This is a genomic window from Stomatobaculum sp. F0698 (assembly GCF_030644385.1).
GTDB lineage: Bacteria > Bacillota > Clostridia > Lachnospirales > Lachnospiraceae > Moryella.
The window spans coordinates 1,894,374-1,915,733 of record NZ_CP130060.1 but is presented as its reverse complement, the minus strand read 5'-3'; the positions used below and the strand labels follow the sequence as shown (position 1 = coordinate 1,915,733).

General features: G+C 57.8%; 18 protein-coding genes. 12 read left to right on the top strand and 6 right to left on the bottom strand.

All coding sequences use genetic code 11. The annotated features are described in order from the left end of the window. The first annotated feature begins 30 nt into the window (after positions 1-30). The gene (locus QU660_RS08690; protein WP_330693206.1) at positions 31-1,410 is read left to right on the top strand and encodes an MATE family efflux transporter; all 1,380 of its coding nucleotides are present in this window, start codon (positions 31-33) and stop codon (positions 1,408-1,410) included. Positions 1,411-2,118: 708 nt separating this feature from the next. Here QU660_RS08690 and QU660_RS08685 read toward each other — a convergent pair. Continuing rightward, positions 2,119-3,534 carry an amidophosphoribosyltransferase gene (locus QU660_RS08685; RefSeq protein WP_304946129.1) on the bottom strand — a complete coding sequence of 472 codons (1,416 nt, stop codon included), beginning with the start codon at positions 3,532-3,534 and terminating at the stop codon, positions 2,119-2,121. A gap of 208 nt (positions 3,535-3,742) precedes the next feature. Between QU660_RS08685 and QU660_RS08680 the strand changes: the two genes are divergently transcribed. After that, positions 3,743-5,932 (top strand): Tex family protein, encoded by a 2,190-nt coding sequence (locus QU660_RS08680; protein ID WP_304946128.1) that lies wholly within the window; start codon positions 3,743-3,745, stop codon positions 5,930-5,932. Between the two features lie 127 nt (positions 5,933-6,059). Beyond that, complete coding sequence (locus tag QU660_RS08675) at positions 6,060-6,407, top strand: hypothetical protein (protein WP_304946127.1); 348 nt, start codon at positions 6,060-6,062, stop codon at positions 6,405-6,407. A 98-nt stretch (positions 6,408-6,505) separates the two neighbouring features. On the opposite strand, the gene QU660_RS08670 is transcribed toward QU660_RS08675, so the two are convergent. Next, entirely contained in the window at positions 6,506-7,129 is a 624-nt protein-coding gene (locus tag QU660_RS08670; protein ID WP_304946126.1) for an ECF transporter S component, read from the bottom strand. Between the two features lie 235 nt (positions 7,130-7,364). Between QU660_RS08670 and QU660_RS08665 the strand changes: the two genes are divergently transcribed. Beyond that, positions 7,365-8,213 carry a patatin-like phospholipase family protein gene (locus tag QU660_RS08665; RefSeq protein ID WP_304946125.1) on the top strand — a complete coding sequence of 283 codons (849 nt, stop codon included), beginning with the start codon at positions 7,365-7,367 and terminating at the stop codon, positions 8,211-8,213. 292 nt (positions 8,214-8,505) lie between these two features. Continuing rightward, complete coding sequence (locus tag QU660_RS08660) at positions 8,506-8,976, top strand: hypothetical protein (protein WP_304946124.1); 471 nt, start codon at positions 8,506-8,508, stop codon at positions 8,974-8,976. A 1-nt stretch (position 8,977) separates the two neighbouring features. Here QU660_RS08660 and QU660_RS08655 read toward each other — a convergent pair whose 3' ends face one another. Further along, a complete protein-coding gene (locus tag QU660_RS08655; protein ID WP_304946123.1) occupies positions 8,978-10,363 on the bottom strand; it encodes an amino acid decarboxylase in 1,386 nt (461 codons plus the stop codon). 188 nt (positions 10,364-10,551) lie between these two features. Then, positions 10,552-11,940: a Y-family DNA polymerase gene (locus QU660_RS08650; RefSeq protein ID WP_304946122.1), complete on the bottom strand. Its 1,389-nt coding sequence runs from the start codon at positions 11,938-11,940 to the stop codon at positions 10,552-10,554. Between the two features lie 106 nt (positions 11,941-12,046). Between QU660_RS08650 and QU660_RS08645 the strand changes: the two genes are divergently transcribed. Further along, positions 12,047-12,463 (top strand): acyl-CoA thioesterase, encoded by a 417-nt coding sequence (locus QU660_RS08645; RefSeq protein ID WP_304946121.1) that lies wholly within the window; start codon positions 12,047-12,049, stop codon positions 12,461-12,463. 96 nt (positions 12,464-12,559) lie between these two features. Here the strand turns inward: QU660_RS08645 and QU660_RS08640 are convergent, their stop codons facing one another. Together QU660_RS08640 and QU660_RS08635 are read right to left on the bottom strand one after the other, a co-directional pair. Further along, a complete protein-coding gene (locus QU660_RS08640; protein WP_304946120.1) occupies positions 12,560-14,389 on the bottom strand; it encodes a L,D-transpeptidase family protein in 1,830 nt (609 codons plus the stop codon). A gap of 129 nt (positions 14,390-14,518) precedes the next feature. Further along, positions 14,519-14,998, bottom strand: coding sequence for an S-ribosylhomocysteine lyase (locus QU660_RS08635; protein WP_304946119.1), 480 nt, complete (start codon positions 14,996-14,998; stop codon positions 14,519-14,521). Between the two features lie 132 nt (positions 14,999-15,130). Here QU660_RS08635 and QU660_RS08630 point away from each other — a divergent pair, with 132 nt between their 5' ends. The 6 genes from QU660_RS08630 (at position 15,131) to glmM (ending at position 21,330) form a co-directional block, all read left to right on the top strand. Continuing rightward, a complete protein-coding gene (locus QU660_RS08630) occupies positions 15,131-16,156 on the top strand; it encodes an ATP-grasp domain-containing protein (protein WP_304946118.1) in 1,026 nt (341 codons plus the stop codon). Positions 16,157-16,230: 74 nt separating this feature from the next. Then, positions 16,231-17,055 (top strand): class B sortase, encoded by an 825-nt coding sequence (locus QU660_RS08625; RefSeq protein ID WP_304946117.1) that lies wholly within the window; start codon positions 16,231-16,233, stop codon positions 17,053-17,055. A gap of 65 nt (positions 17,056-17,120) precedes the next feature. Further along, a complete protein-coding gene (gene rfbA, locus QU660_RS08620; RefSeq protein WP_304946116.1) occupies positions 17,121-18,002 on the top strand; it encodes a glucose-1-phosphate thymidylyltransferase RfbA in 882 nt (293 codons plus the stop codon). A gap of 24 nt (positions 18,003-18,026) precedes the next feature. Next, a complete protein-coding gene (gene rfbB / locus QU660_RS08615) occupies positions 18,027-19,049 on the top strand; it encodes a dTDP-glucose 4,6-dehydratase (protein ID WP_304946115.1) in 1,023 nt (340 codons plus the stop codon). After that, a complete protein-coding gene (gene rfbD / locus QU660_RS08610; protein ID WP_304946114.1) occupies positions 19,049-19,969 on the top strand; it encodes a dTDP-4-dehydrorhamnose reductase in 921 nt (306 codons plus the stop codon). Before rfbB ends, rfbD begins: the two co-directional genes overlap by 1 nt. Beyond that, a complete protein-coding gene (gene glmM / locus QU660_RS08605) occupies positions 19,969-21,330 on the top strand; it encodes a phosphoglucosamine mutase (RefSeq protein WP_304946113.1) in 1,362 nt (453 codons plus the stop codon). The genes rfbD and glmM overlap by 1 nt, the downstream gene beginning before the upstream one ends. The last annotated feature ends 30 nt before the right edge of the window (positions 21,331-21,360 follow it).

The following is a 21,360-nucleotide window of genomic DNA, read 5'->3' as shown; positions in this document are numbered from 1 at the left end:
TTTTTTAAACGGAACGGAGGTGAACGACCTATGAAGGAAATGATGAGAAGCAAGAAGGCAGCGATAGTCGACATGACGGCGGGAAGCCCGACGGCGCTCATTTTGGGATTTGCGATTCCCATGTTACTGGGAACCTTGTTCCAGCAGTTTTACAGCATGGCGGATACGGTAATCGTGGGACGTTACCTCAGCATCAATGCACTTGCGGGCGTTGGTTCCACGGCGGCGATTAACTTCCTGATCAACGGCTTTGTGATCGGTATGTCCTCGGGCTTTGCGATTCCGGTGGCACAGCGCTTCGGTGCGCGTGATTATACGGATATGCGCAAGTTTATCGCGAATACCATATGGCTCAGCCTGATTTTTTCGTTTGTCGTGACGGGACTCGTTGCGATCTTTACGAAGCCCCTCCTCATATGGACGCAGACGCCGGAGGAAATCATGCCCTATGCCTATCAATATATCTTTATCATCTTCCTTGGCATTCCGACCACTTATCTCTACAACGTGACGGCGAGCCTGATTCGTGCCCTGGGAGACTCGAAGACACCGGTGTACTTCTTGATTCTCGCATCGGTCATCAACATTGTCCTCGACTTTGTGACGATTGTCGGGTTCGGCTTCAGCGTGAACGGTCCCGCGCTTGCGACCGTGTTCTCGCAGGCGGTCTCCGGTATTCTGTGCATCTTTTATATGCGGAAGAAGTTTCCGTTGCTCCGTTTTGCGCCGCGGGAGCTTAACTTTGACCGCAGAAAATGCGAAATCCTGCTTGCAATGGCCTTGCCGATGGGATTGCAGTATTCGATTACGGCAATCGGTTCGGTCATTGTGCAGAGCGCGGTCAATATGCTCGGCACGGTGACGGTTGCGGCTGTGACGGCGGGACAGAAGATCAGCATGTTCCTCTGCTCTGTCTACGATGCGTTGGGTGCGACCATGGCCACCTATGCGGGTCAGAATGTCGGCGCGGGCAAGTTGCGTCGTGTCAAGGAAGGCGTTTATGTGGCGACGCGAATCGGCATACTCTACGGGCTTCTCGCCTTCCTGCTCTGCTTCCTCTTTGGTGACAAGCTGCCGCAGCTCTTCATCTCAGCGGAGCAGACGGAAATTTTGCAACAGGCAAAGCTCTTCCTGCTTGCAAACGCAGCCTTCTATGGCGCCCTTACGGTGGTCAATGTGTGGCGCTTTACGATTCAGGGCATGGGCTATTCCGTCTTTGCAATCTTGGCGGGCGTTGCGGAGATGGCAGCGCGCACCTTCATGGGCTTTGTCGGCGTTCGCTTCTTCGGTATCTACGCAATCTTCTTTGCGTCACCGCTCGCCTGGCTTGCCGCGGATTGCTTCTTAATTCCCGCGTTTCATCACTGCCACAGAAAGCTCTGCCTTTTGCTCGGCTTGAAGGAAGAGTGAACGTTCATAATTTATTCATAATTTCTTTGAAAAAGCGTTACAAGGCGCACATGAATTTATCACGACTCTTCGCTATCATAGAAACATAGCAAGCGGGAAACCGCGAACATCTTTTTTTCATATACTGGCCGGGAGCGAAAGCCCCCGGCCTCCTCCCTTTTATGGGGGAGTACAAAGAGAAATTCTGTGACAGCGAGCGGAAGGACGGACAACATTGCCGACGGAAGCGTTGGTAAAAGCCTCGGGAAAGTTGCGTTATAGGATAAAAAAGTTGGTAAACAGCTTCCTTGAAACAATATGTTTGGAAGACAAGGTCATGAAGCATGCAATGTGGTCTTCTTGGAATGTGTCATGTGACAGGTAACGCTTAGACTAATCTGACAGCAAACGGAAGGACGATTAAAAGAGTCGGCAGAAGAGTCGAAAGAAGCCCCGATAACGTTGGTCGCGTTGGTCGAATGAAAGCTTGCAGGGTGAGACCTTCTTGAACGAGATGAAGCGGAGGGCGCTTTACTTCGGTTCATGAGAAGTGAAAATAGGAGATTCGGACCCGGGGCAAAGTGACTTTCCGTAGAGAACTGCGAAAGGCGCGCGGCACAGAATACGGAGTGAACTTCATACCGGGAAGTTTGGTGCCTTGCTACTGTTTGAGGCATATAAAAAGCACTGTTCCGCGAGAACAGTGCTTTTTCGTTTGTTTCGAAGTCCTTACTCCCGACCGTCCCAGCAATAGGTACAGAGCTTATCGCGGTCGATGCCGACAGCCTTGATGAGGTCGTCGAGGCGGTTATAGCGGAGGGTTGTAAAGTTCAGCTGCTTGCAGATGACATCGAGCATCGCCTGATAGCGCTCGGAGTCCGGGTTTGCATAGTCTGTCAGAACTTCTCTGCTCACATTCTCGCCCTCGGCGTCGCGTATCATGCGCCGCGTGATGAGCTCCATCTCACCGGTCGAGCGTGAGAAGTTCAGGTACTTACAGCCGAAGAGCAGCGGCGGGCAGGCCGGACGAACATGGACTTCCTTTGCACCGCTGTGGTACAGGAACTCGGTGGTTTCGCGGAGCTGGGTGCCGCGGACAATGGAGTCGTCGATTAAGAGCAGGCGCTGTCCGTTGATGAGCTCGTGCACCGGAATCAGCTTCATCTTTGCGATGAGATCTCGCTTATCCTGAATGGTCGGCATGAAAGACCGCGGCCAGGTCGGCGTGTACTTGATAAAGGGCCGTGCGAACGGAACGCCGGACTCATTTGCGTAGCCGATTGCGTGCGCGGTACCGGAGTCCGGAACACCTGCCACCGAGTCAATCTGCTCGTGGCTCATGTGGTCGCGTTTTGCGAGTTCCTCACCGCAGCGCACGCGCATGGCCTCGACGGATACGCCCTCGTAGGAAGAGGAGGGATAGCCGTAGTAGACCCAGAGGAAGGTGCAGATGCGCATCTTCTTTCCGGGGGCGGAGAGGGTTGTGAGCGCCTCAGGGGTCATCACGGCAATTTCGCCGGGGCCCAGTTCGCGGAAGTCCTCGTAACCAAGATTCAGATAGGCAAAACTCTCGAAGGAGGCGCAGTAGCCCTCCGCCTTGCGCCCCACAACAATCGGCGTTCTACCGAGCTTGTCGCGGGACAGATAGATGCCCTGCGGGGTCAGGAGCATAATGCTCATGGAGCCGTCAATCATTTCCTGGGCGTAGCGAAGTCCCTCGATCAGATTGTCTTTGCGGTTAATCAGCGCTGCGACCAACTCGGTCGGATTGATGAAGCCGCCGCTCATCTCGAGGAAGGAGGAGCCGTTGTTCTTTAAGAGCTCATCCGAGAGCACATTCAGGTTGTTGATGCGACCGACTGTCGTGATTGCATAGGTGCCGTGGTGGGAGCGCACAATGAGAGGCTGCGCCTCGTAGTCGGAAATACATCCGATGCCGAGGTTTCCCTCCATGGTCTTCACATCATCCGCAAACTTGGTGCGGAAGGGGCTGTTTTCTATGTTGTGAATGGCGCGGTCAAAGCCTTTCTTTCCGTAGACGGCCATGCCGCCGCGCCGCGTGCCGAGGTGCGAGTGATAATCCGTGCCAAAGAAAAGATCAAAGACACAATCCTCTTTGAGTGCCGATGCAAAGATGCCTCCCATAGGACCTTCCTTTCAGAATGCGCATACAGAATACCGTGTTACCGCAAAAATCATAATAGATTCGGGCGGTGAATGCAAGGCAGGGGGGACGGAAACAGTGCTAGTTTTTTGACTACCCATAGATTAAAATAAGGGAAAAATGTGACGAAAAGACAGCGCTGTACCGCACTCGCCTTGGCGGCGGGCGGCATGCTTGGGAGGAAAAGGCTTGAACATTCATCAGAAAATCGCAGAGGAACTCGGGGTCCGGACAGAACAGGTGGACGCAGCCGTCAACTTAATTGACGAGGGTGCGACCATCCCCTTTATAGCCCGCTACCGGAAGGAAGTGACCGGCTCGCTGGACGATGAACAGCTGAGAACGCTCGATACGCGGCTCACCGCACTTCGCAATCTGGAAGAGCGCCGCGAAAAGATACGCGCGGCAATCACGGAGCAGGGGAAGATGACGGAGGCGCTCGGCGCGCAGCTTGATGCGGCGGAGACTCTGGTGCAGCTTGAGGACATCTACCTCCCCTATCGCCCGAAGCGCAGCACCCGCGCGACGGTGGCAATCGAGCGCGGCTTAAGTGAGCTCGCGGATCTCATCTGGGCGCAGAAGACAGAGAAGAGCCTCGAGGAAGAGGCCGAGCGCTTCATCTCTGAGGAAAAGGGCATAGGTACGGCGGCACTCTGCATTCAGGGCGCTCTGGACATACTCGCGGAGCGCTTTTCCGACGCGCGTGTCATTCGAAGCTATGTGCGCGATACGACCAAGCGGGGCGGTCAGCTCTGCGCGGCGCGGCGTGAGCAGAAGGGCAGCGCGGAGAAGCAGAACGAGGCGGAGAAGGAGAGAGAGAAGCGGGCGGTCTACGAGACCTACTATGACTTCCGCGAGCCTCTGATGAAGGCGACCGGCTACCGCGTGCTCGCGATGAACCGCGGCGAGAAAGAAAAGATTTTGCGGGTCTACATCGAGGCACCGAGCGAGGAGATTCTTTCGACCCTCCGCAGCCGCCTGATTAAAGCGGAAAACAAGAACACCGCCGAGGCCATGGACCGCGCGATTACGGACAGCTATGTGCGCCTCATGGCACCGGCGGTGGAGCGCGATATTCGAAACGAGCTCACCGAGGCGGCGGAGACGGGGGCCATTGAAGTGTTCCGGAAGAACCTGCATCAGCTGCTCATGCAGCCGCCGATTGCGGGCGAGGTGGTGCTCGGCTGGGACCCGGCGTTCCGCACGGGCTGTAAGCTTGCGGTCGTTGACGAGACCGGCAAGGTGCTGGATACCGCTGTGGTCTACCCGACCATGCCGACCAACGAGAAGAAGCAGCGCGCGGCGGCGGAGAAGCTGAGAGAATTTATCGAGAAGTACGGCGTGACTCTGATTTCAATCGGAAACGGCACGGCTTCCCGCGAGTCCGAGCAGTTTGTCGCGGAGGTCTTAAAAGAACTCCCGCAGAAGGTCTCCTATGTGATCACGAACGAGGCGGGCGCTTCGGTCTACTCCGCGAGTGCGCTCGCGACCGAGGAGTTCCCGGAGTTCGATGTGGGACAGCGCAGTGCGGCCTCGATTGCGCGCCGCGTACAGGACCCGCTCGCGGAGCTCGTGAAGATTGACCCGAAGTCGATCGGCGTTGGGCAGTACCAGCACGACATGGAGCAAAAGCGCCTCGGCGAGGCGCTGGAGGGCGTGGTCGAGGACTGTGTGAACGCGGTCGGCGTGGATTTAAACACGGCTTCGGCTCCTCTGCTCCGCTATATCTCCGGCATCACGAAGACCACGGCAAAGAATATCGTGAGCTATCGCGAGGAGAACGGCAAATTTAAGAACCGAAAGGAGCTCTTAAAAGTCTCGAAGCTCGGCCCCAAGGCCTTTGAGCAGTGCGCGGGCTTCCTTCGTATCAGCGGCGGCGAGAACCCGCTCGACGACACCGGCGTGCACCCGGAGAGCTATGCGCTCGCGAAGGCCATCCTCGAGGCGGCGGGGGAGAGCGAGGAGAAGCTTCGGGAAGGTCGTCTCAGCTTTAAACTCAACAAGGCAAAGCGGAAGTCACTTGCGGAGCAGCTCTCGGTCGGCGAGGTCACGCTCGAGAGTGTCGAGAAGGAACTCACGACGGCGCGGCGCGATCCCCGCGAAGATATGCCGAAGCCCATCTTAAAGAGCGATGTGCTGCAGATTGAGGATTTGAAGCCCGGCATGATACTCCGCGGCACCGTTAGAAACGTCATTGATTTCGGCGCTTTTGTGGACATCGGCGTACACCAGGACGGCCTCGTGCACATCTCCCGCATGAAGAAGGGCAAGTTTGTGAAGCACCCCTCGGAGGTCGTGAAAGTCGGCGATATTGTCGAGGTCAAGGTGGTCGAGGCCGATGTCAAGAAGCAGAGAATCGGGCTGTCGATGATCCTCTGAGAGATGGTGCTGTGCGGATAAGACAAGTTTGAAGTGCATAGATAGTAATCCATAACTTGCAAAAAAAATGCGGCGTTGTACAATGAAATCAAAACAAAGATGCATTTTAATTGTAAGGAGGTCTGCTATGGCAAACTCGCTCTCATTGCGTCGCGTCTATTTATTCCGTATGATACTGGGCGTGCTGATTATCTCCTTGGCTGTGGCGGAAGTACTCGCGTCAAAGCTGCTGACAGAGCTGCCGCTTTTACGGCTTGTAGCAGGACTGGGAATACTCTGGCTCATCGGTACCTTACTGATACGCCGCATGGACAGCGAGTGCTTGCTCCGTTCCGGGCAGGCGCAGAAGTTACAGGAAGCGGATGCCGCGTTGTACCGTCTGCGCCGCTTTGAAGAGAAGCTGCTTTCAAAGGCGGAATTCGGCATTTTGATGGCTGCCTTGTTGTTTATGATTGTACGGCAGCGCCTTTGGTAAGCGCACGAACCGGGAAAACAGTAGAAAAAAGAGCTTGTCATCCGGCGGATGACAAGCTCTTTTGCGATATCTTTGTACAGCTTCGGCGAAAAGCGCAATCAGCGAATTTCCTGCTGCGCCGCAAGGAGGCGGGACAGGACTTTCACAATCAGGGTGCTCACGATGCCGCTCACCACGACTTCAATCACGCCCTGCAGGCCGACCAGAAGCACAATGAAGGCAAGGGGATTGGTCGCGTGCAGTGCGTTCGCAAGGGCCTGAATCGCCTCGGTCTGATAGAAGAAAAGAACCATGTAGCCCATGAAGAAAATCGTGTTCGTGAGGGGCGCTGCGACGGCGCCGACCAGGAAGGAGAGATTTTTCCGCTTGCTCGCGCCGAGCACCAGGCGGAAGATCCATGCGGTGCAGATACCCACGAGAACACGCATGGTCACACAGAGCATAAAGGTGTGGAACACACTGAACTGCAGAAGCGCGAGGCCGAGCGGCGAAGTTCCGCTCACGCACTCATAAAAGGCGGTGATACCGAAGACAGCTCCGGTCACGGCGCCCGCGAAGGGCCCGAGCAGGATGGCTGCGACCGCAATCGGGACCGTTAAGAAGGACATCGACAGCGGGCCGATGGGGACGGAGCCGAGGCCGACTAACTTCATCACGAGTTCAATCGCGACGAGGAGAGCAAGCTGGCTCAGGTAGAGGATGCGGTTCTTGGGTGTATACATAGTTGTCCTTTCTGTCGTTCTCTCGGAGATACGACGAAACAAGATGTGCGGACACTGCCGCGGGTTCCGCTCCGGAAAGCCGCAGTTCCCTGCTGCCGAAGGTGCGGCGGGAATTGTGCCGAAGCAGGCTTATTATAGCACGAAACGGCTGGCTGAAAAGACGGGAAGCTTGCAAGTCGCAATCGGAATTCGCTATAATGCAGACTGTATGGTTTTTACACGGAAAGGACAGGCTATGAAACGTGGATTGGTCATGGAAGGCGGCGGCATGCGCGGGCTCTTTACCGCGGGGGTCACGGATGTCTTCCTGGAAAATAAAATTGTCTTTGAGGGCGCCATCGGCACTTCCGCGGGCGCTGTGTTCGGTTGCAACTATAAGTCCAATCAGCCGGGGCGCGTGCTCCGCTATAATCTGAAATACGGCGCGGACCCGCGCTACGGCTCGCTTCGATCCCTCTTGCTGACAGGCGACTTCTATAACAAGGACTTTGCCTATCGCGAGGTGCCGTTTGAAAAGTTCCCCTTTGACACGGAGACCTTTCAAAAGAATCCGATGGAGTTCTATGTGGTCTGCACCGATGTGGAGACCGGGAGGCCCTTTTACTACCGCTGTGAGAAGGGCGATGCGCACGATGTCGAGTACATGCGCGCCTCTGCTTCGATGCCGCTGGTGGCGCGCATTGTCGAGGTGGACGGGCATAAGCTCCTGGACGGCGGCATTACCGATTCGATTCCGCTGAAAAAAATGCTGAGTCTCGGCTATGAGAAAAATGTGGTCATTCTGACGCGTCCCAAGGGCTATCGAAAGGAGCGCGGTGCGTCCGGGACCATCGTCGGGGCTGCGCTGAGGGGCTATCCGCGCGCCTCCCTTGCGATGAAAATGCGCCACCTCACCTACAACCAGAACATACGCTTTGTCGAGGAAGAAGCGGAGCGCGGGCGGGCACTCTTAATTTATCCGCGGGAGGAGCTCGGCATAAGCCGCATTGCGAGCGATCCCGGCGAATTGATGCGCGTCTATGAGCTTGGGCGCGGCGCGGGCTTACGCGCGCTGGAGCGAGTACGCGCCTACCTCGGGGAATGAAAAGAGCGCCATATTCGCAGCCGCATTGCGAGCGATCCCGGCGAACAGATGCGCGTCTATGAGCTTGGCCGTGGCGCGGGTCTATGTGTGCCGGAGCGGCTCAGACAGCTTGTGGGTGTTTCGGCAGAAAAGGAATCGTTGTTGCATTCGCAGCGTGTCCCGCAATCGAAGAACGGAAGAAGGTCTCGGAAATATGATTTTCCGCTAAGTTATGCTATACTTTCCTCTGTGAGTTTTCGCTAAATAAAATAAGCCTCCTCTCTAATGAGAGGAGGATGGAAAGAGGAAAGCAATGAAATGTAAGGTGGTACATGAGACCGGCGGCAGCCTGCGCGTCAAGATTCTGGGACGGCAGCTCTCTTACAAGGAGTACGAGGCCCTGCACGGACTCCTCGAAAAGACGGATGGCGTGCAGCGCATCCGCACTTACTGGGCGACCGGAAGCATTGCACTGAATTTCCGCGGCGACCGGGAGCGGCTGCTCGCGACCATACGCGGGATTTCCGAAGAGGATCTCGCTGCGGCGGTCGTGGAAAACCGCCGCGCTCTGGCAGAGCTCGGCAAGAAGGAAATCGAGCAGAATACGCCGGTCGACTTTGTCGACTTAAAGAAGTTAAAGAAGCAGGGCAAGAAGATGAGTTCCCTCTGGAAGCGACGTTTAAACCGCCGCATTCTCATTGAGGCGGCCGCGGATATGATACTCCCGGCGCCGGTTCAGGTGGCGTATCACGCCTACCAGATGCTGGTGCTGCAGAGCCTCTGACTTATTCCCGGACGACGGCGACTTCGGTGACGCCGTAGCGGAGAAAGAGCGGGAGCAGTTCCGCCGAGAGACGCTCGCCGCTCACCGCGAGCGGGACGGCGGGCGGGCAGGAAACCGTGGGTTGGCCGAGGATGCGCCCAACGGCCTCCGTGACCGGGACGGTCTCCTGCGGAGACAGCATGGCTTCCCGTATCGTTAAGATACGCGGCAGAGGAAGCAGACGAAGAGACGGCTCTTTTGCCGTCTCTTTTTTTGTCCAGAGAGCGGCTTCCTCGCGGTAGAGAGAGGCGATACGGAGAAAATCCTCGGGGCGGTTTTCCGGCGTCAGCATGAGAACCACGGCGGAGAGATCCGCGAATTCGACCTCCATTTGATGGCTGCGAAAGAGCATCGCGACCTCTTCCCCCGAAAGAGCGCCGCTGCCGAGCACAAGTTTCAGCGGCTCGCTTTCACAGAGTTTGGCGCCGAGGGTACGGAGGTAGTAGCCGAGCCCCTCGATGCGGCGTATGCAGGCATAGAGGCGGGCCGGGTAGTTGTCCGCAAGGTAGGCATTGCAGAGATCGAGTGACTGTAGAATCAAATACGAGGGACTGGTCGAGGCAAAGAGCTCCATGGTGCGGCGCGCGGAAGCGCCGACTTCCGCGGCAGCCTCTGCACTGAAGTGGAGATAGGCGCCGCCGGTCAGGACGGGCAGGGTCTTGTGCGCGGAGTCGCAGCAGAGATAGGCGCCCTGATCCATGGGGTGCATGGGTGTTTCGAGAAAGTGAAGGTAGGCGCCGTGGGCGTTGTCAACAAGGACGGGGACAGATCCCGCTCCGCAGCAGGCATCGACCGCGGTCGCAATACCCTGTATATCGGCGAGAAAGCCGAGGTAGTCGGGGCTCGTCAAAAAGACAGCGAAGGGCGGCCGCGGCAGGGCGCGCAATGCCGCGCGCACCGAGTTCGGGCTCGGGTGGCAGGAGCAGACGCTGTCAAGCGCTGTGTCCTCGGGATAAATCCAGGCGATGTCAAAGTCGAGGAGAGCCGCCGCGTAAAGGAGGCTCTTATGTGCGTTACGCGCGGCGAGAAGGAGCGGGCGCTCCCCCGGGATGCGCGGTGCGCGGGAGAGTGCCAAGGCCAGCATGGTGCGGAGCGCAAGGCTGCTGCCCTCGGTCGAGTAGAGAGTCAGCGCCGTGCCGAAGAGAGCGGCCGCATTCGCCTCGCTCTCGCCTATGACGCCCGTGGCCTCCGAGAGTACATCCGCGCCGTGAATCTCCGTGATATCCCGCGCCTCGATGCCGTAGAGCGCCGCGCCGAAGGCACTCTGTCCCTTGTGGCCGGGCATGTGGAGACGGCTTCTCCCGGCGCGTATGTAATCGCTCACAAAGTCATAAATCGGTGTGTTCATCGGCGTTTCCTTCCTGTTTCGGTATGTATCTGTTCATGCTTTTGTCCGCTTCAAATGAGACTTCGGTATTCCGAGAGGTTCGAGAGGCACTCGATCATTTGCAATTCGGAGATAAGTGCAGTCTTGTACTTGCCGGACATTTCACCGGGTCTCGCTGCGTTAGGACGAGTCGTATCGCCGGTTCCGTATCAGAGCTCGGCGCTATGCTGTCCCTTCTGCTCCGGCACTGACTGCGCGTTTTGTGTTTCTTTGTGTGCGGCGGAGAGCAGCGCCCCGCCGCGAAGCAAAGCCTTGTCTCCGTAGCGCGCGGAAATTTCGGCCTGCATTTCGCCGAGCTTTCGGCGCTTTTCTGCCTTGGCGGCCTCCGCCGCGGCACGTTTTTCCGCCTCGGCCGCCGCCTCCGCCGCGCGCTGCTTTGCTTCCCGCACTTCCGATGGACTCGGCAGGGAGAAGAGGGACAGCTGTTGATATTGCGGGTCTTCCAGGCGGGCGGCGCCGATCCCGACGAGGCGCAGGGCCTCCCGCTTTGAGAACAGACCCTCCTCGCCCTCCAAAAGGGCAGAGAAGAGCTCGCGGGCGCTCGCCTCGAGTACTTCTTTTTCGTTGCTCGGGACAAGGAGGCGCTGCTGGCGCGTGTGGCGCTGAAAGGAGCTTGTTTTGGCGATAATCACGAGCGTCTCGGCGCGAACGTTTGCTTTTCTGAGGCGCGATGAGAGTTCTTCCGCAAGTTCCGAGAGAAGGGGCGGGAGCTCGGTCGCCGCGTTGCGTTTCTCGATGTCTGTCGTTGTCGTGCGCTCCACCGAGTGACTCTTTGCCTGCGGCCGCTCCCGCCGCACGGCGGCGTGGTTGATGCCGCGCGCGCTCTGATAGACGGATTTCCCGGCACTCGGTCCCAGAATGCGCTGTAGGACCTCACAGGGCGTATCGGCGGCCTCGCCTATCGTGTGAATGCCGAAGCGGAGCAATTTTTCGGCGCTTTGTCCGCCGACTCCGAAGAGGGAGCGTATGGGGAGCGGGTAGAATTTGGCGGAGAGTTCCTCGGGCCAGAGCGTGTGGATTTTATCAGGCTTCTCAAAATCGCTCGCCATCTTGGCGAGGAGCTTATTTTCGCTGATGCCGACATTGACTGTGAAGCCGAGGGTCTCTCGGATTTCTGTCTGAATGGCCGCCGCACATGCGCGTATCGCGGCTTCTTCCCGCCTGCGGTCCGAGAAGCGCGCGCTCATATCGAGAAAGGCCTCGTCGATTGAAAACTGCTCCACCGCGGAACTGTGACGGTTAAGAATCTCGAGAAAGGCAACGGATTTTCGGCGGTAATAGGAAAAATTCGAAGCGACCAGAACTAAGTTCGGGCAGAGGCGGAGCGCCGCGCTGACCGGTTCGCCGCTCTTCACGCCGAGTCGTTTTGCGGGGATAGAGGCGGCGGTCACGACCCCGCGGCGCGAGGCAACATCGCCCGCAACGGCAGAGGGTATCGTTCTGAGGTCAACGCTGTCGGGATTCTGTTCAAGCCGCTCGAGCGCGCTCCAGGACAAAAAGGCGGAGTTGACATCGATGTGAAAGATGATGCGGGACAAGCGCGACCTCCTTTCGAAAATTGAAAGACCCATGCGCCCAACTATGTGCTAGTATAGCAGGAGCGCGGGTAAAAGAACATGCGTTTCCGCCTGCGCCGGAGGAAACATGGGAAAGACTTACGTTTGGGATCACAAGATTCAGTACTACGAGACAGACCAGATGCAGATTGCGCACCACTCGAACTACATTCGCTGGTTTGAGGAGGCGCGGACCGCGGCCATGGAAGAGGCCGGGCTCGGCTATGAGGAGATGGAGGCGGCGGGCGTAATCAGCCCGGTGGTTTCGGTCACGGCGAAGTATCACATGATGTCCCGCTTTCCGGAGATACTCCGGATTGCGGTCGAAATTGCGGAGTATAACGGCGCGCGCATGCGGCTTCGCTATCGGGTAACGGAGAAGGCAAGCGGAGAGCTCCGCTGTACCGGTGAGAGCGAACACTGCTACCTCGATGCGGAACACAGGCTCATCTCGTTAAAGCGGAGTAAGCCCGAAATTCATGCGATACTGGACGCGATGAAGTAAGAGCAGTTGAAAGACGAAAGCTACAAAAAGAAAACGCGGCGCGGGAGATATTCCCGCGCCGCGTTTTGCGTCGCTGTGTGCGCTTTGAAACGCGCTTTAGTTCTTTTTCAGTTCGTCCGCGAGCTGCTGCTCCTCTGCGGTGAGCTTCAACTGGCCTGCCGCAACCGCAGCTGCCTTCTGCTGCTCAAGCTGCGCCGCTGCCTGGAGAGCTGCCTGCGCCTCGCCGGAGCTCGGGTCGGTCGGATCCCATTTCTGGTCGCGCGGAATCGGGACTTCGATCGCATCCTTCTCAATCGGCCCCTTGTTCCACGGGTCGTTGTAGATGTGAACCACGGTGCCGTTGCCGCAGTTCTTGTAGACCCAGTAGGAGTAACCGGTGAGCAGGCGGAGGCAACCGCCGGACGCCGCGTCGTCAATGTAGTTGAAGGTAATCGCATCCAGCTCAAGCTTCGCGCTGTAGTAGAGAATCGAGTGGATGATGAAGCCGTTGTAGAAGCGGTTTAAGTACTTGCAGTAGATGGCCGCCGGGACATCGTCGTGCATGTACTTGACATCGTACTTCGCATAAATCTTAAAGTTGCCCATGGGCGTATCCGGGCCGCTCGTCGAGTTGAAGGTCTTGTACGGGATGATGTAGCCCTTGTCGCCATCCTTCGCCATGATGTACATGGTGCGGGTTCCCTGGTTGTAGTTGATCTGGTAGGAAGCCTGCGGTCCCAGGATGGTCTCCATGTCGGTCACGACAGAGCCGTCGTTGTTGAAGTAGTACTTGTAGCCGTCGACATAGTGCCAGCCGCGTGCCGGCTCGCCGTCAATGAAGTAGTGCTGAACATTGTCGAGGAAGCCCCAGCCCGTATAGGGAGTGCCGCTGTGGGAGGAGTAGTGAACGCCCGTGCCGTCGCGGTAAGCGCCTTCGTACTTGCCGACCATCAGGTTCTTCGAAGCATAGGGGAAGTGCTCGGTGTTGTGCCAGAAGCCAACGCGGATGCCGACAATGTAGCGGTCGGAGCCCATGGTGCCGGTCGTCTGGCCGTTCTTTGCCCAGTCAAGGACGGTGCCGTCGTTCAGCATGACCTTGTAGTAGACATCGTTGTAGCGGTGCGCCATACCCTTTGCGCGAATCTGGATGGCCTGAACCTTTGCGCCGTCCTCGTTGTAGGGCGTGATTTCCTTCGAAGATGCCCAGGGGCTCCAACCGTGCTGGTCGGTGTAGACGCGGTAGTACATGCGTGCGACACCGGAGTGAATCATGTAGAACTTTGAGAAGCCGTTTGCCGAGAAGAGACCCTTGCCCGGGTTATTCGTCGCGGTGTCGCCGATCACATTGCCGGCCGCATCGCGCATCTGGTAGGTCGCAATCTGCACCTGGTTGAGAATGGGGTCCGCCGGGGTGTTGCCGGTGCCGAGTGCCTCAAAGCCCGCGTTCTCGAAAATCGAAGAGAGGTCATCGCGCCCCGGGTTGCCCGCAAACTCTGCGCTGCCCGGCAGGCTGTAGTCGGAGTTCACCGATTTCTCGGTCGCGGTGTAAGCTGCGGTGTACTGCGCGGTGCTGGACGGGAACTTGGTGTCCGGGTTGGTCGCATCCGAAGCGGGGCTTGCGGACTGGCTGCCGCTCTGCGCCGCATTCTGGGTCTCGTCGAGGCTCGTCGCGCTGCTGCCGATTTCGGGCTTGCCGTCGCTTGCCGGAGCCGCGGTCTCGGTCGAGGCGGGTGCGGAAGTCTCCGCGCCGCTTGTGCTGTTATCGCTTGCCGGAGCTGCGGTTTCGGTGCTCTCCGGCGCCGTGAGCTCCGCGCTGCCGGAAGAAGTGCTGTAGGCAGCCGGGTTTGCACTGCGTCCCACCACCTTTGCGAGGGCGGGGACGGGGGCCTGTAAGGTCATAGAGGCGGTGAGCACTATGGCTGCGCCTCGCTTAAGATTTAATTTCATGATTTGAAGTACCTCCTCATGGAAAACAAGTTGCAAAACTCAGTTCAGAATATCTTAACATAAATTGTCAACAAGGGCATACAAAAAGCGCCTTGTAATTCTGACGGTTTTCTTACAAAAGGGAAAATCTCACTCCGGATAGCGGAGCTGGGACGCTTTCGGCGCGTTTAGGGCGCGCTCCAGGTAGCGGGCGCTCTCCCAGTTTGCCATGGGGAGATTCATGTCGAGATAGTTTCCGCAGTCCCGCGCGGCAGCACCCGGGACCTCGCCGCGAAAATCCCGCGTAAAGAGAAAGAGTTCGCGGAGCAGGGGCAGAATATCCGCGGATTCATAGTCGCCGCGGAGCAGGAGATAAAAGCCGGTGCGACAGCCCATGGGGCCGAAGTAGAGCACCTTGTCGCCGAATTCGCTGTGGTTCCGAAGGAAGGTCGCACCGAGGTGTTCAAGGGTGTGAATTTCCGCGGTGTTCATTACCGGCTCCTTGTTCGGCGCGGTCAGGCGGAGGTCAAAGGTCGTGACGGTCTCGCCGCCAACCGCATCCTTCCGGGAGACATAGACGCCCGGTTCCAGGTCCAAATGATTCACGGTAAAACTGGTGATTTTTTCCATTTTGTTTCTCCTCATTGCTGAAAGGGGCCTCGGGAGAGGCTCTTCGATTGACATTCTATATGAATATGGTAAAGTTTTAGCCTAACACAGTCAAATTTGGAATTCAAGCGCAGGGCGCAGAGGGATTTTGAAATGGAGACAAGAGAATTGAGACGTATATTGGTGACGGCAATCGGTTCGTTTTCGGCGGCTGCCGTGATTCGGGAGCTCAAGGCGAGCGGCTGTTATGTAGTCGGCACGGATTTGAACGCGGCGGAGCTGCTCTCGGAGAGCACGGAGGTAGATGCTTTTTATAGGCTGCCCCGCTATGACGAGCGGGAGGAGTACTTAAGACAGCTCGCAAAGATACTGGAAGAAAAAGAAGAGATTGACGGCGTGTTGCCGCTCACGGATGCCGAACTCGACGTGCTCGGAGAGGCGGGCGAGGCACTGGGCAAGGCAGAGTTGCTGGCGCCCTCTGGTGAGTGCTTGGTGAATGCAAGAAGAAAGCGCCTGAGCAAGGAGGCGGCCGAGGCGGTGTTCCGCCGCGCGGGGAATGAGCGCTTTGCGACCATTCCGACCTTCAAGGTGCCGCACCGCACGGAGGAGGAGAGAGAGCAGTGGCTGCTCCGCCACATGCCGCTCATCTTGAAGCCGGACAACGGCCGCAGCTCCGAGGGCGTGTTCCGCATCGCAAACCGTGAGGCGCTGACCCGCGCGCTACTTGAGCTGCGCATGCTCGGCCGGGCGGAAGGCTATCTCGCACAGCCCTTTGTCTCGGGCCGCGTGGTCTGTGTGGATACGGTGAGAGACCGGGCGGGCAACACCGTGGCGCTCGCAAGAGAAGAGTATCTCAGAAGTCAGCGCGGGGCCGGCCTCTCGGTACAGGTGTTCCGCGACAGCGAACTCGAGGCAATCTGCGGGGAACTCGCGGCGGAACTTGATCTGATCGGCTGCGTAAACTTTGAGTTTATCAAAGATGCGGGCGGCAGATATCACTTCCTCGAGTGCAATCCGCGTTTTTCGGGCGGCGTCGGCTTTTCGGAGCGGGCGGGCTTTCCGGCGGTCAAAATGCACCTCGCGGCTTGGCGCGGAGAGACCCTTGACACGAGCGTCTCGGAGCGGATTCAGCCCTGTTGGCAGGTTAAGAAATATATAGAAGTGATAACAAAAGAGTGATATAGTAAAAAAGCGCAGTTATGCTTGTGCTGCGCTTTTTTGGCGAAGAAAAATAGAACTGCCACAGGAGGAATATGGAGGAAAAGAAGAAGCGAAATAAGTCGCACGCCGCGCTGCTGGCGCTCATCCTTTTGCTCGGTGCGGCAAACGGAAAGCGGCTTTTGGATCGCAACTCACATCTGAAGAAATATGCGGAGATGCCGACGGTCGAAGCGGCGGCTCCGAGCAGCAGCGCCGAGACAACGGCTGCGGCGGAGAGCACGGCTGCGGCCGCACCGGTACAGGATTCGGATGCGGAGCGCGTCATCGATTTTGCGGCGCTCAAGGCAAAGAATCCGGATGTGGTCGGGTGGATTTATGTGCCGGGAACGGTGGTCAATTATCCGATCCTGCACCGGGAAGCGGACAACGAATATTATTTGCGCCGCGATATCGACGGGCGCGAGGGTTCTTACGACGGCGTTTTCCTGGACGGCGACGACACGGCGGATTTCTCGAAGCTGCAGAACCTGATTTACGGACATCACATGAAGAACGGCACCATGTTCACGCCGCTCATTTCGTTCAAGAGAAAAAGTTTCTTTGAGGAGCATACGCGCGTATATCTCTACACGCCGGAGCACACTTATATATTAAAGCCGCTTGCCTCGCTCTATACCGATGCGGGCGAGGATAAACGCCGCATTGATTTCTCGGATCGCCGCGAATTCAACGCTTATGTGGACCAGATGACGAAGGGCTGCGAGTTCCGCGACCTTCCGGCGGAGGGCATCGATAAGCTCTTCTCCTTTGTCACCTGCTCCTATGAGTTCAGCGACGCGCGCACCATACTCTACTGCTATGAGGTGGATGCTGCGGGCAATCCGGTGAAGCCGACGCCGCTCGGCAGCGGCCTCTGATCGGACAAACAACAACAGCAGAAAACAGGCGTCATCCGAAAAAACAGTGCACAGGGAGAGACAAGATGAAGGGAATTGTACTCGCCGGAGGGTCCGGCACGCGGCTCTATCCGCTGACCAAGGTCACCAGTAAGCAGCTGCTTCCGGTTTACGACAAACCGATGATTTACTACCCGCTCTCGGTCTTGATGACGGCGGGCATACGGGATATTCTGATTATCTCGACGCCGGAGGACACGCCGCGCTTTGAGGCGCTGCTCGGCGACGGCAGTCAGTTCGGCATCTCGCTCTCTTACACCGTGCAGCAGAGCCCGGACGGCTTAGCGCAGGCCTTTCTGCTCGGCGAGGACTTTATCGGCGACGACCGCGTCGCAATGATACTCGGCGACAATATTTTCGCGGGCAACGGCCTGAAAGAGCAGCTGCTCACCGCCGCGGGACGGGAGCAGGGCGCAACCGTGTTCGGCTACTACGTGGACGACCCGGAGCGCTTCGGCATCGTCGAGTTCGACAAGACGGGACGGGCGGTCTCGATTGAGGAGAAACCGGAGAAGCCGAAGTCGAACTACTGCGTGACGGGACTTTACTTCTATGACCGCCGCGTGGTCGAGTTTGCGAAGAGCTTAAAGCCGAGTGCGCGCGGTGAGCTTGAGATTACCGACTTAAACCGCCTCTATCTGGAGAAGGGCGAGTTGGAAGTGAACCTGCTCGGGCAGGGCTTCACCTGGCTTGACACGGGGACCCACGCCTCCCTCGTCGAGGCGACCAATTTTGTCTATACGATTGAGACCCATCAGCACAGAAAAATAGGCTGTCTCGAGGAGATTGCCTACTTAAACGGCTGGATTTCCGGCGAGCAGCTCGCGGAAGCGGCAGAGTCCATGCGGAAAAACGAGTACGGCAAGTACTTGCGAGACGTTCTGGACGGCAAGTACTTGGTGCAGTAAAAAAGGCGCAGAGAGGACAGAGAGATGAAAATAGTAGTGACAGGTGGCGCAGGCTTTATCGGCAGCAACTTCGTGCAGTACGAGGTGAATCACTATCCGGAGGACGAGATCATCAACCTGGATCTTCTGACCTACGCGGGCAATCTGGAGAGTGTGGCGCCGGTTGCGGACAAGAAGAACTATCGCTTTGTGCGCGGCGATATCGCGGACAGAGCCTTTGTCTTTGACTTTTTCGAGAAGGAGAAGCCGGACATTGTGATTAACTTTGCGGCGGAGTCCCACGTGGACCGCAGCATCACGGACCCGGAGATTTTTGTGCGCACCAACGTGGTCGGCACGACGACCTTGCTCGATGCCTGCCGCACCTACGGCATAAAGCGCTATCATCAGGTTTCGACGGATGAGGTCTACGGCGACCTGCCCTTGGACCGCCCGGACCTCTTCTTCACCGAGGAGACCCCGCTTCACACCTCTTCGCCCTATTCGAGCGCGAAGGCGGCCGCGGATCTCTTTGTGCAGGCCTATCACAGAACCTACGGGCTGCCGGTGACCATAAGCCGCTGCTCGAATAACTACGGCCCCTACCACTTCCCGGAGAAGCTGATTCCGCTCGTTATCAGCCGTGCGCTGAACAACGAGGAGATACCGGTCTACGGCGAGGGACAGAACGTGCGCGACTGGCTCTATGTGACGGATCACTGCTCCGCAATCGACCTGGTTGTCCGCAAGGGCAGAGTCGGTGAGGTCTATAACATCGGCGGGCACAACGAGAGAAGCAATCTTGAGGTCGTGCAGACCATACTCCGCGCGCTGGATAAGCCGGAGAGTCTGATTCGCTTCGTGAAGGACAGACCGGGTCACGACCTCCGCTATGCGATGGATCCCACCAAGATTGAGACCGAGCTCGGCTGGAAGCCGGAGCACACCTTCGACACAGGCATCCCGGTCACGATCGACTGGTACCTGAACAACCGCGACTGGTGGGAGCACATTGTGAGCGGCGAGTACCGGAACTATTTTGACTCCATGTACGGGGAGCGCCTTTGATGCGCGCCCTGGTCACCGGCGTCGCGGGCCAACTGGGGCACGATGTCGTGAATGAACTGCTGCGTCGCGGCGAAGAGGTAATCGGCTCCGACTTGGCGGCGACGTACAGCGGCGTGCAGGACGGAACGGCGGTCACGACTTGTCCCTATGTCTCGCTCGACATCACCGACCGCGAGGCGGTGGAACGCGTGATGCGCGAAGTAAAGCCGGAGGTGTTGATTCACTGTGCGGCCTGGACTGCCGTTGACGACGCGGAGGATGCCGACAAGCGGGAGTTGGTGCAGAAGATCAACGGGCTCGGCACCGAGTACCTCGCGGCTGCCTGCCGTGAGCTTGACGCGAAGATGATGTACATCAGCACGGACTATGTCTTTTCCGGTCAGGGCACAGCGCCCTGGGAGCCGGACTGCCGCGATTTCGATCCGCAGAATGTCTACGGTATGACCAAACTCTACGGCGAGGAGGCGGTGCGGCAACAGCTCAGCAAGTATTTCATCGTCCGCATTGCCTGGGTCTTCGGTGTGAACGGCAATAACTTTATCAAGACCATGCTGCGCGTCGGCAAGACCCACCCGGAACTTCGCGTGGTCAACGATCAGATCGGTACGCCGACCTATACCTTGGATCTCGCGGTGTTGCTCGCGGATATGGTTGAGACCGAAAAGTACGGCACTTATCACGCGACCAACGAGGGCGGTTATATCTCCTGGTATGAGTTCGCAAAGGCAATCTTCGAAGAGGCAGGGATGGACACCAAGGTCATCCCGGTCACGACGGAAGAGTACGGAAAATCCAAGGCGGCGCGCCCGTTTAACAGCCGGCTTGCAAAGAATAAGCTGACGGAACAGGGCTTTACGCCTCTGCCCGATTGGCGGGACGCACTGCGGCGCTATTTGAAGCTGCTCCGGGAGGAGGCGTAATGGGCAAGTATTTCGGAACGGACGGATTTCGCGGCGAGGCAAATGTCGAACTCACGCCGATGCACGCCTATCAGGTGGGACGTTATCTCGGCTGGTACTACGGACAGAAGCACGGAAACGGTGAGCGCTGCCAAATCGCAATCGGCAAGGATACGCGTCGCTCGAGCTACATGCTCGAGGATGCGCTCTCGGCCGGACTCACGGCTTCGGGGGCGGATGTGTTTTTGCTGCACGTGACGCCGACCCCGAGTGTCGCCTATGTGGTGCGCTCGGAGGGCTTTGATGCCGGCATCATGATCAGCGCGAGCCACAATCCGTTTTACGATAACGGCATTAAGCTCCTAAACGGAAACGGCGAGAAGATGGAAGAGTCCGTCATCGAGGCAATCGAAGCGTGGATTGACGGTACGCCGGCGGAATTGCCGCTCGCCGCAAGGGAGCACATAGGCCGCACGACCGATTTCTCGGCGGGCAGAAACCGCTATATCGGCCATCTGATTTCGCTCGCGACGCGTTCGTTCAAGAACGTGAAGGTGGCGCTCGACTGCGCAAACGGTTCGGCTTCCAGCATTGCGAAGAATGTGTTCGATGCGCTCGGTGCGACGACGGTTTTGATTCACGCGGAGCCGAACGGCACGAACATAAACCTCTGCTGCGGTTCCACGCACATGGAGGATTTGATCGAGACGGTCAAGCGGGAGCACTGTGACCTCGGCTTCGCCTTTGACGGCGATGCGGACCGTTGCCTGGCGGTCGATGAGAACGGCGAGCTGGTGGACGGCGACCGCATCCTCTATATCTGCGGGAAGTACATGCAGCAGCGCGGTGAACTCGCAAACAATCGCATTGTGACCACGATTATGTCGAATCTTGGGCTCTACAAAGCGCTGGAGCGCGAGGGCATCGCCTACGAGAAGACCAAGGTCGGCGACAAGTATGTCTACGAAGAGATGCAGCGGAGCGGCGACCGCCTCGGCGGAGAGCAGTCCGGCCACATCATCTTTGCGAAATACGCGACCACGGGTGACGGTATGGTGACGGCCTTAAAACTCATGGAAGTGCTGATGGAGACCAAACGCCCGCTATCGAAACTTGCGAGCGAGGTTACGATTTATCCGCAGCGCCTCGTGAATGTCCCGGTGCGGGACAAAGCGGCGGCCGAGAACAATGCGGCCGTACTTGCGGCGGTCAAACGGGAGGAAGAGGCTCTTGCCGGCGACGGCAGAGTGCTGCTCCGCGCAAGCGGAACGGAACCGCTGATTCGCGTGATGGTTGAGGCCTCGACCCACGAGCTCTGCGACGCAAGTGTATCGCGCATGGTTGAGGTGCTCCGTTCGGAGGGGCTGGTCGCGGAGAATTGAGGGCCGCTTGGTCCGGAACCGCTCAGAGTA

Bases quoted from the DNA above. Each gene is read 5' to 3' on its own strand.
- QU660_RS08690 (WP_330693206.1), top strand. From the start codon at position 31: ATGAAGGAAATGATGAGAAGCAAGAAGGCAGCGATAGTCGACATGACG.
- QU660_RS08685 (WP_304946129.1), bottom strand. From the start codon at position 3,534: ATGGGAGGCATCTTTGCATCGGCACTCAAAGAGGATTGTGTCTTTGAT.
- QU660_RS08675 (WP_304946127.1), top strand. From the start codon at position 6,060: ATGGCAAACTCGCTCTCATTGCGTCGCGTCTATTTATTCCGTATGATA.
- QU660_RS08670 (WP_304946126.1), bottom strand. From the start codon at position 7,129: ATGTATACACCCAAGAACCGCATCCTCTACCTGAGCCAGCTTGCTCTC.
- QU660_RS08665 (WP_304946125.1), top strand. From the start codon at position 7,365: ATGAAACGTGGATTGGTCATGGAAGGCGGCGGCATGCGCGGGCTCTTT.
- QU660_RS08660 (WP_304946124.1), top strand. From the start codon at position 8,506: ATGAAATGTAAGGTGGTACATGAGACCGGCGGCAGCCTGCGCGTCAAG.
- QU660_RS08655 (WP_304946123.1), bottom strand. From the start codon at position 10,363: ATGAACACACCGATTTATGACTTTGTGAGCGATTACATACGCGCCGGG.
- QU660_RS08645 (WP_304946121.1), top strand. From the start codon at position 12,047: ATGGGAAAGACTTACGTTTGGGATCACAAGATTCAGTACTACGAGACA.
- QU660_RS08640 (WP_304946120.1), bottom strand. From the start codon at position 14,389: ATGAAATTAAATCTTAAGCGAGGCGCAGCCATAGTGCTCACCGCCTCT.
- QU660_RS08635 (WP_304946119.1), bottom strand. From the start codon at position 14,998: ATGGAAAAAATCACCAGTTTTACCGTGAATCATTTGGACCTGGAACCG.
- QU660_RS08630 (WP_304946118.1), top strand. From the start codon at position 15,131: ATGGAGACAAGAGAATTGAGACGTATATTGGTGACGGCAATCGGTTCG.
- QU660_RS08625 (WP_304946117.1), top strand. From the start codon at position 16,231: ATGGAGGAAAAGAAGAAGCGAAATAAGTCGCACGCCGCGCTGCTGGCG.
- rfbA (WP_304946116.1), top strand. From the start codon at position 17,121: ATGAAGGGAATTGTACTCGCCGGAGGGTCCGGCACGCGGCTCTATCCG.
- rfbB (WP_304946115.1), top strand. From the start codon at position 18,027: ATGAAAATAGTAGTGACAGGTGGCGCAGGCTTTATCGGCAGCAACTTC.
- rfbD (WP_304946114.1), top strand. From the start codon at position 19,049: ATGCGCGCCCTGGTCACCGGCGTCGCGGGCCAACTGGGGCACGATGTC.
- glmM (WP_304946113.1), top strand. From the start codon at position 19,969: ATGGGCAAGTATTTCGGAACGGACGGATTTCGCGGCGAGGCAAATGTC.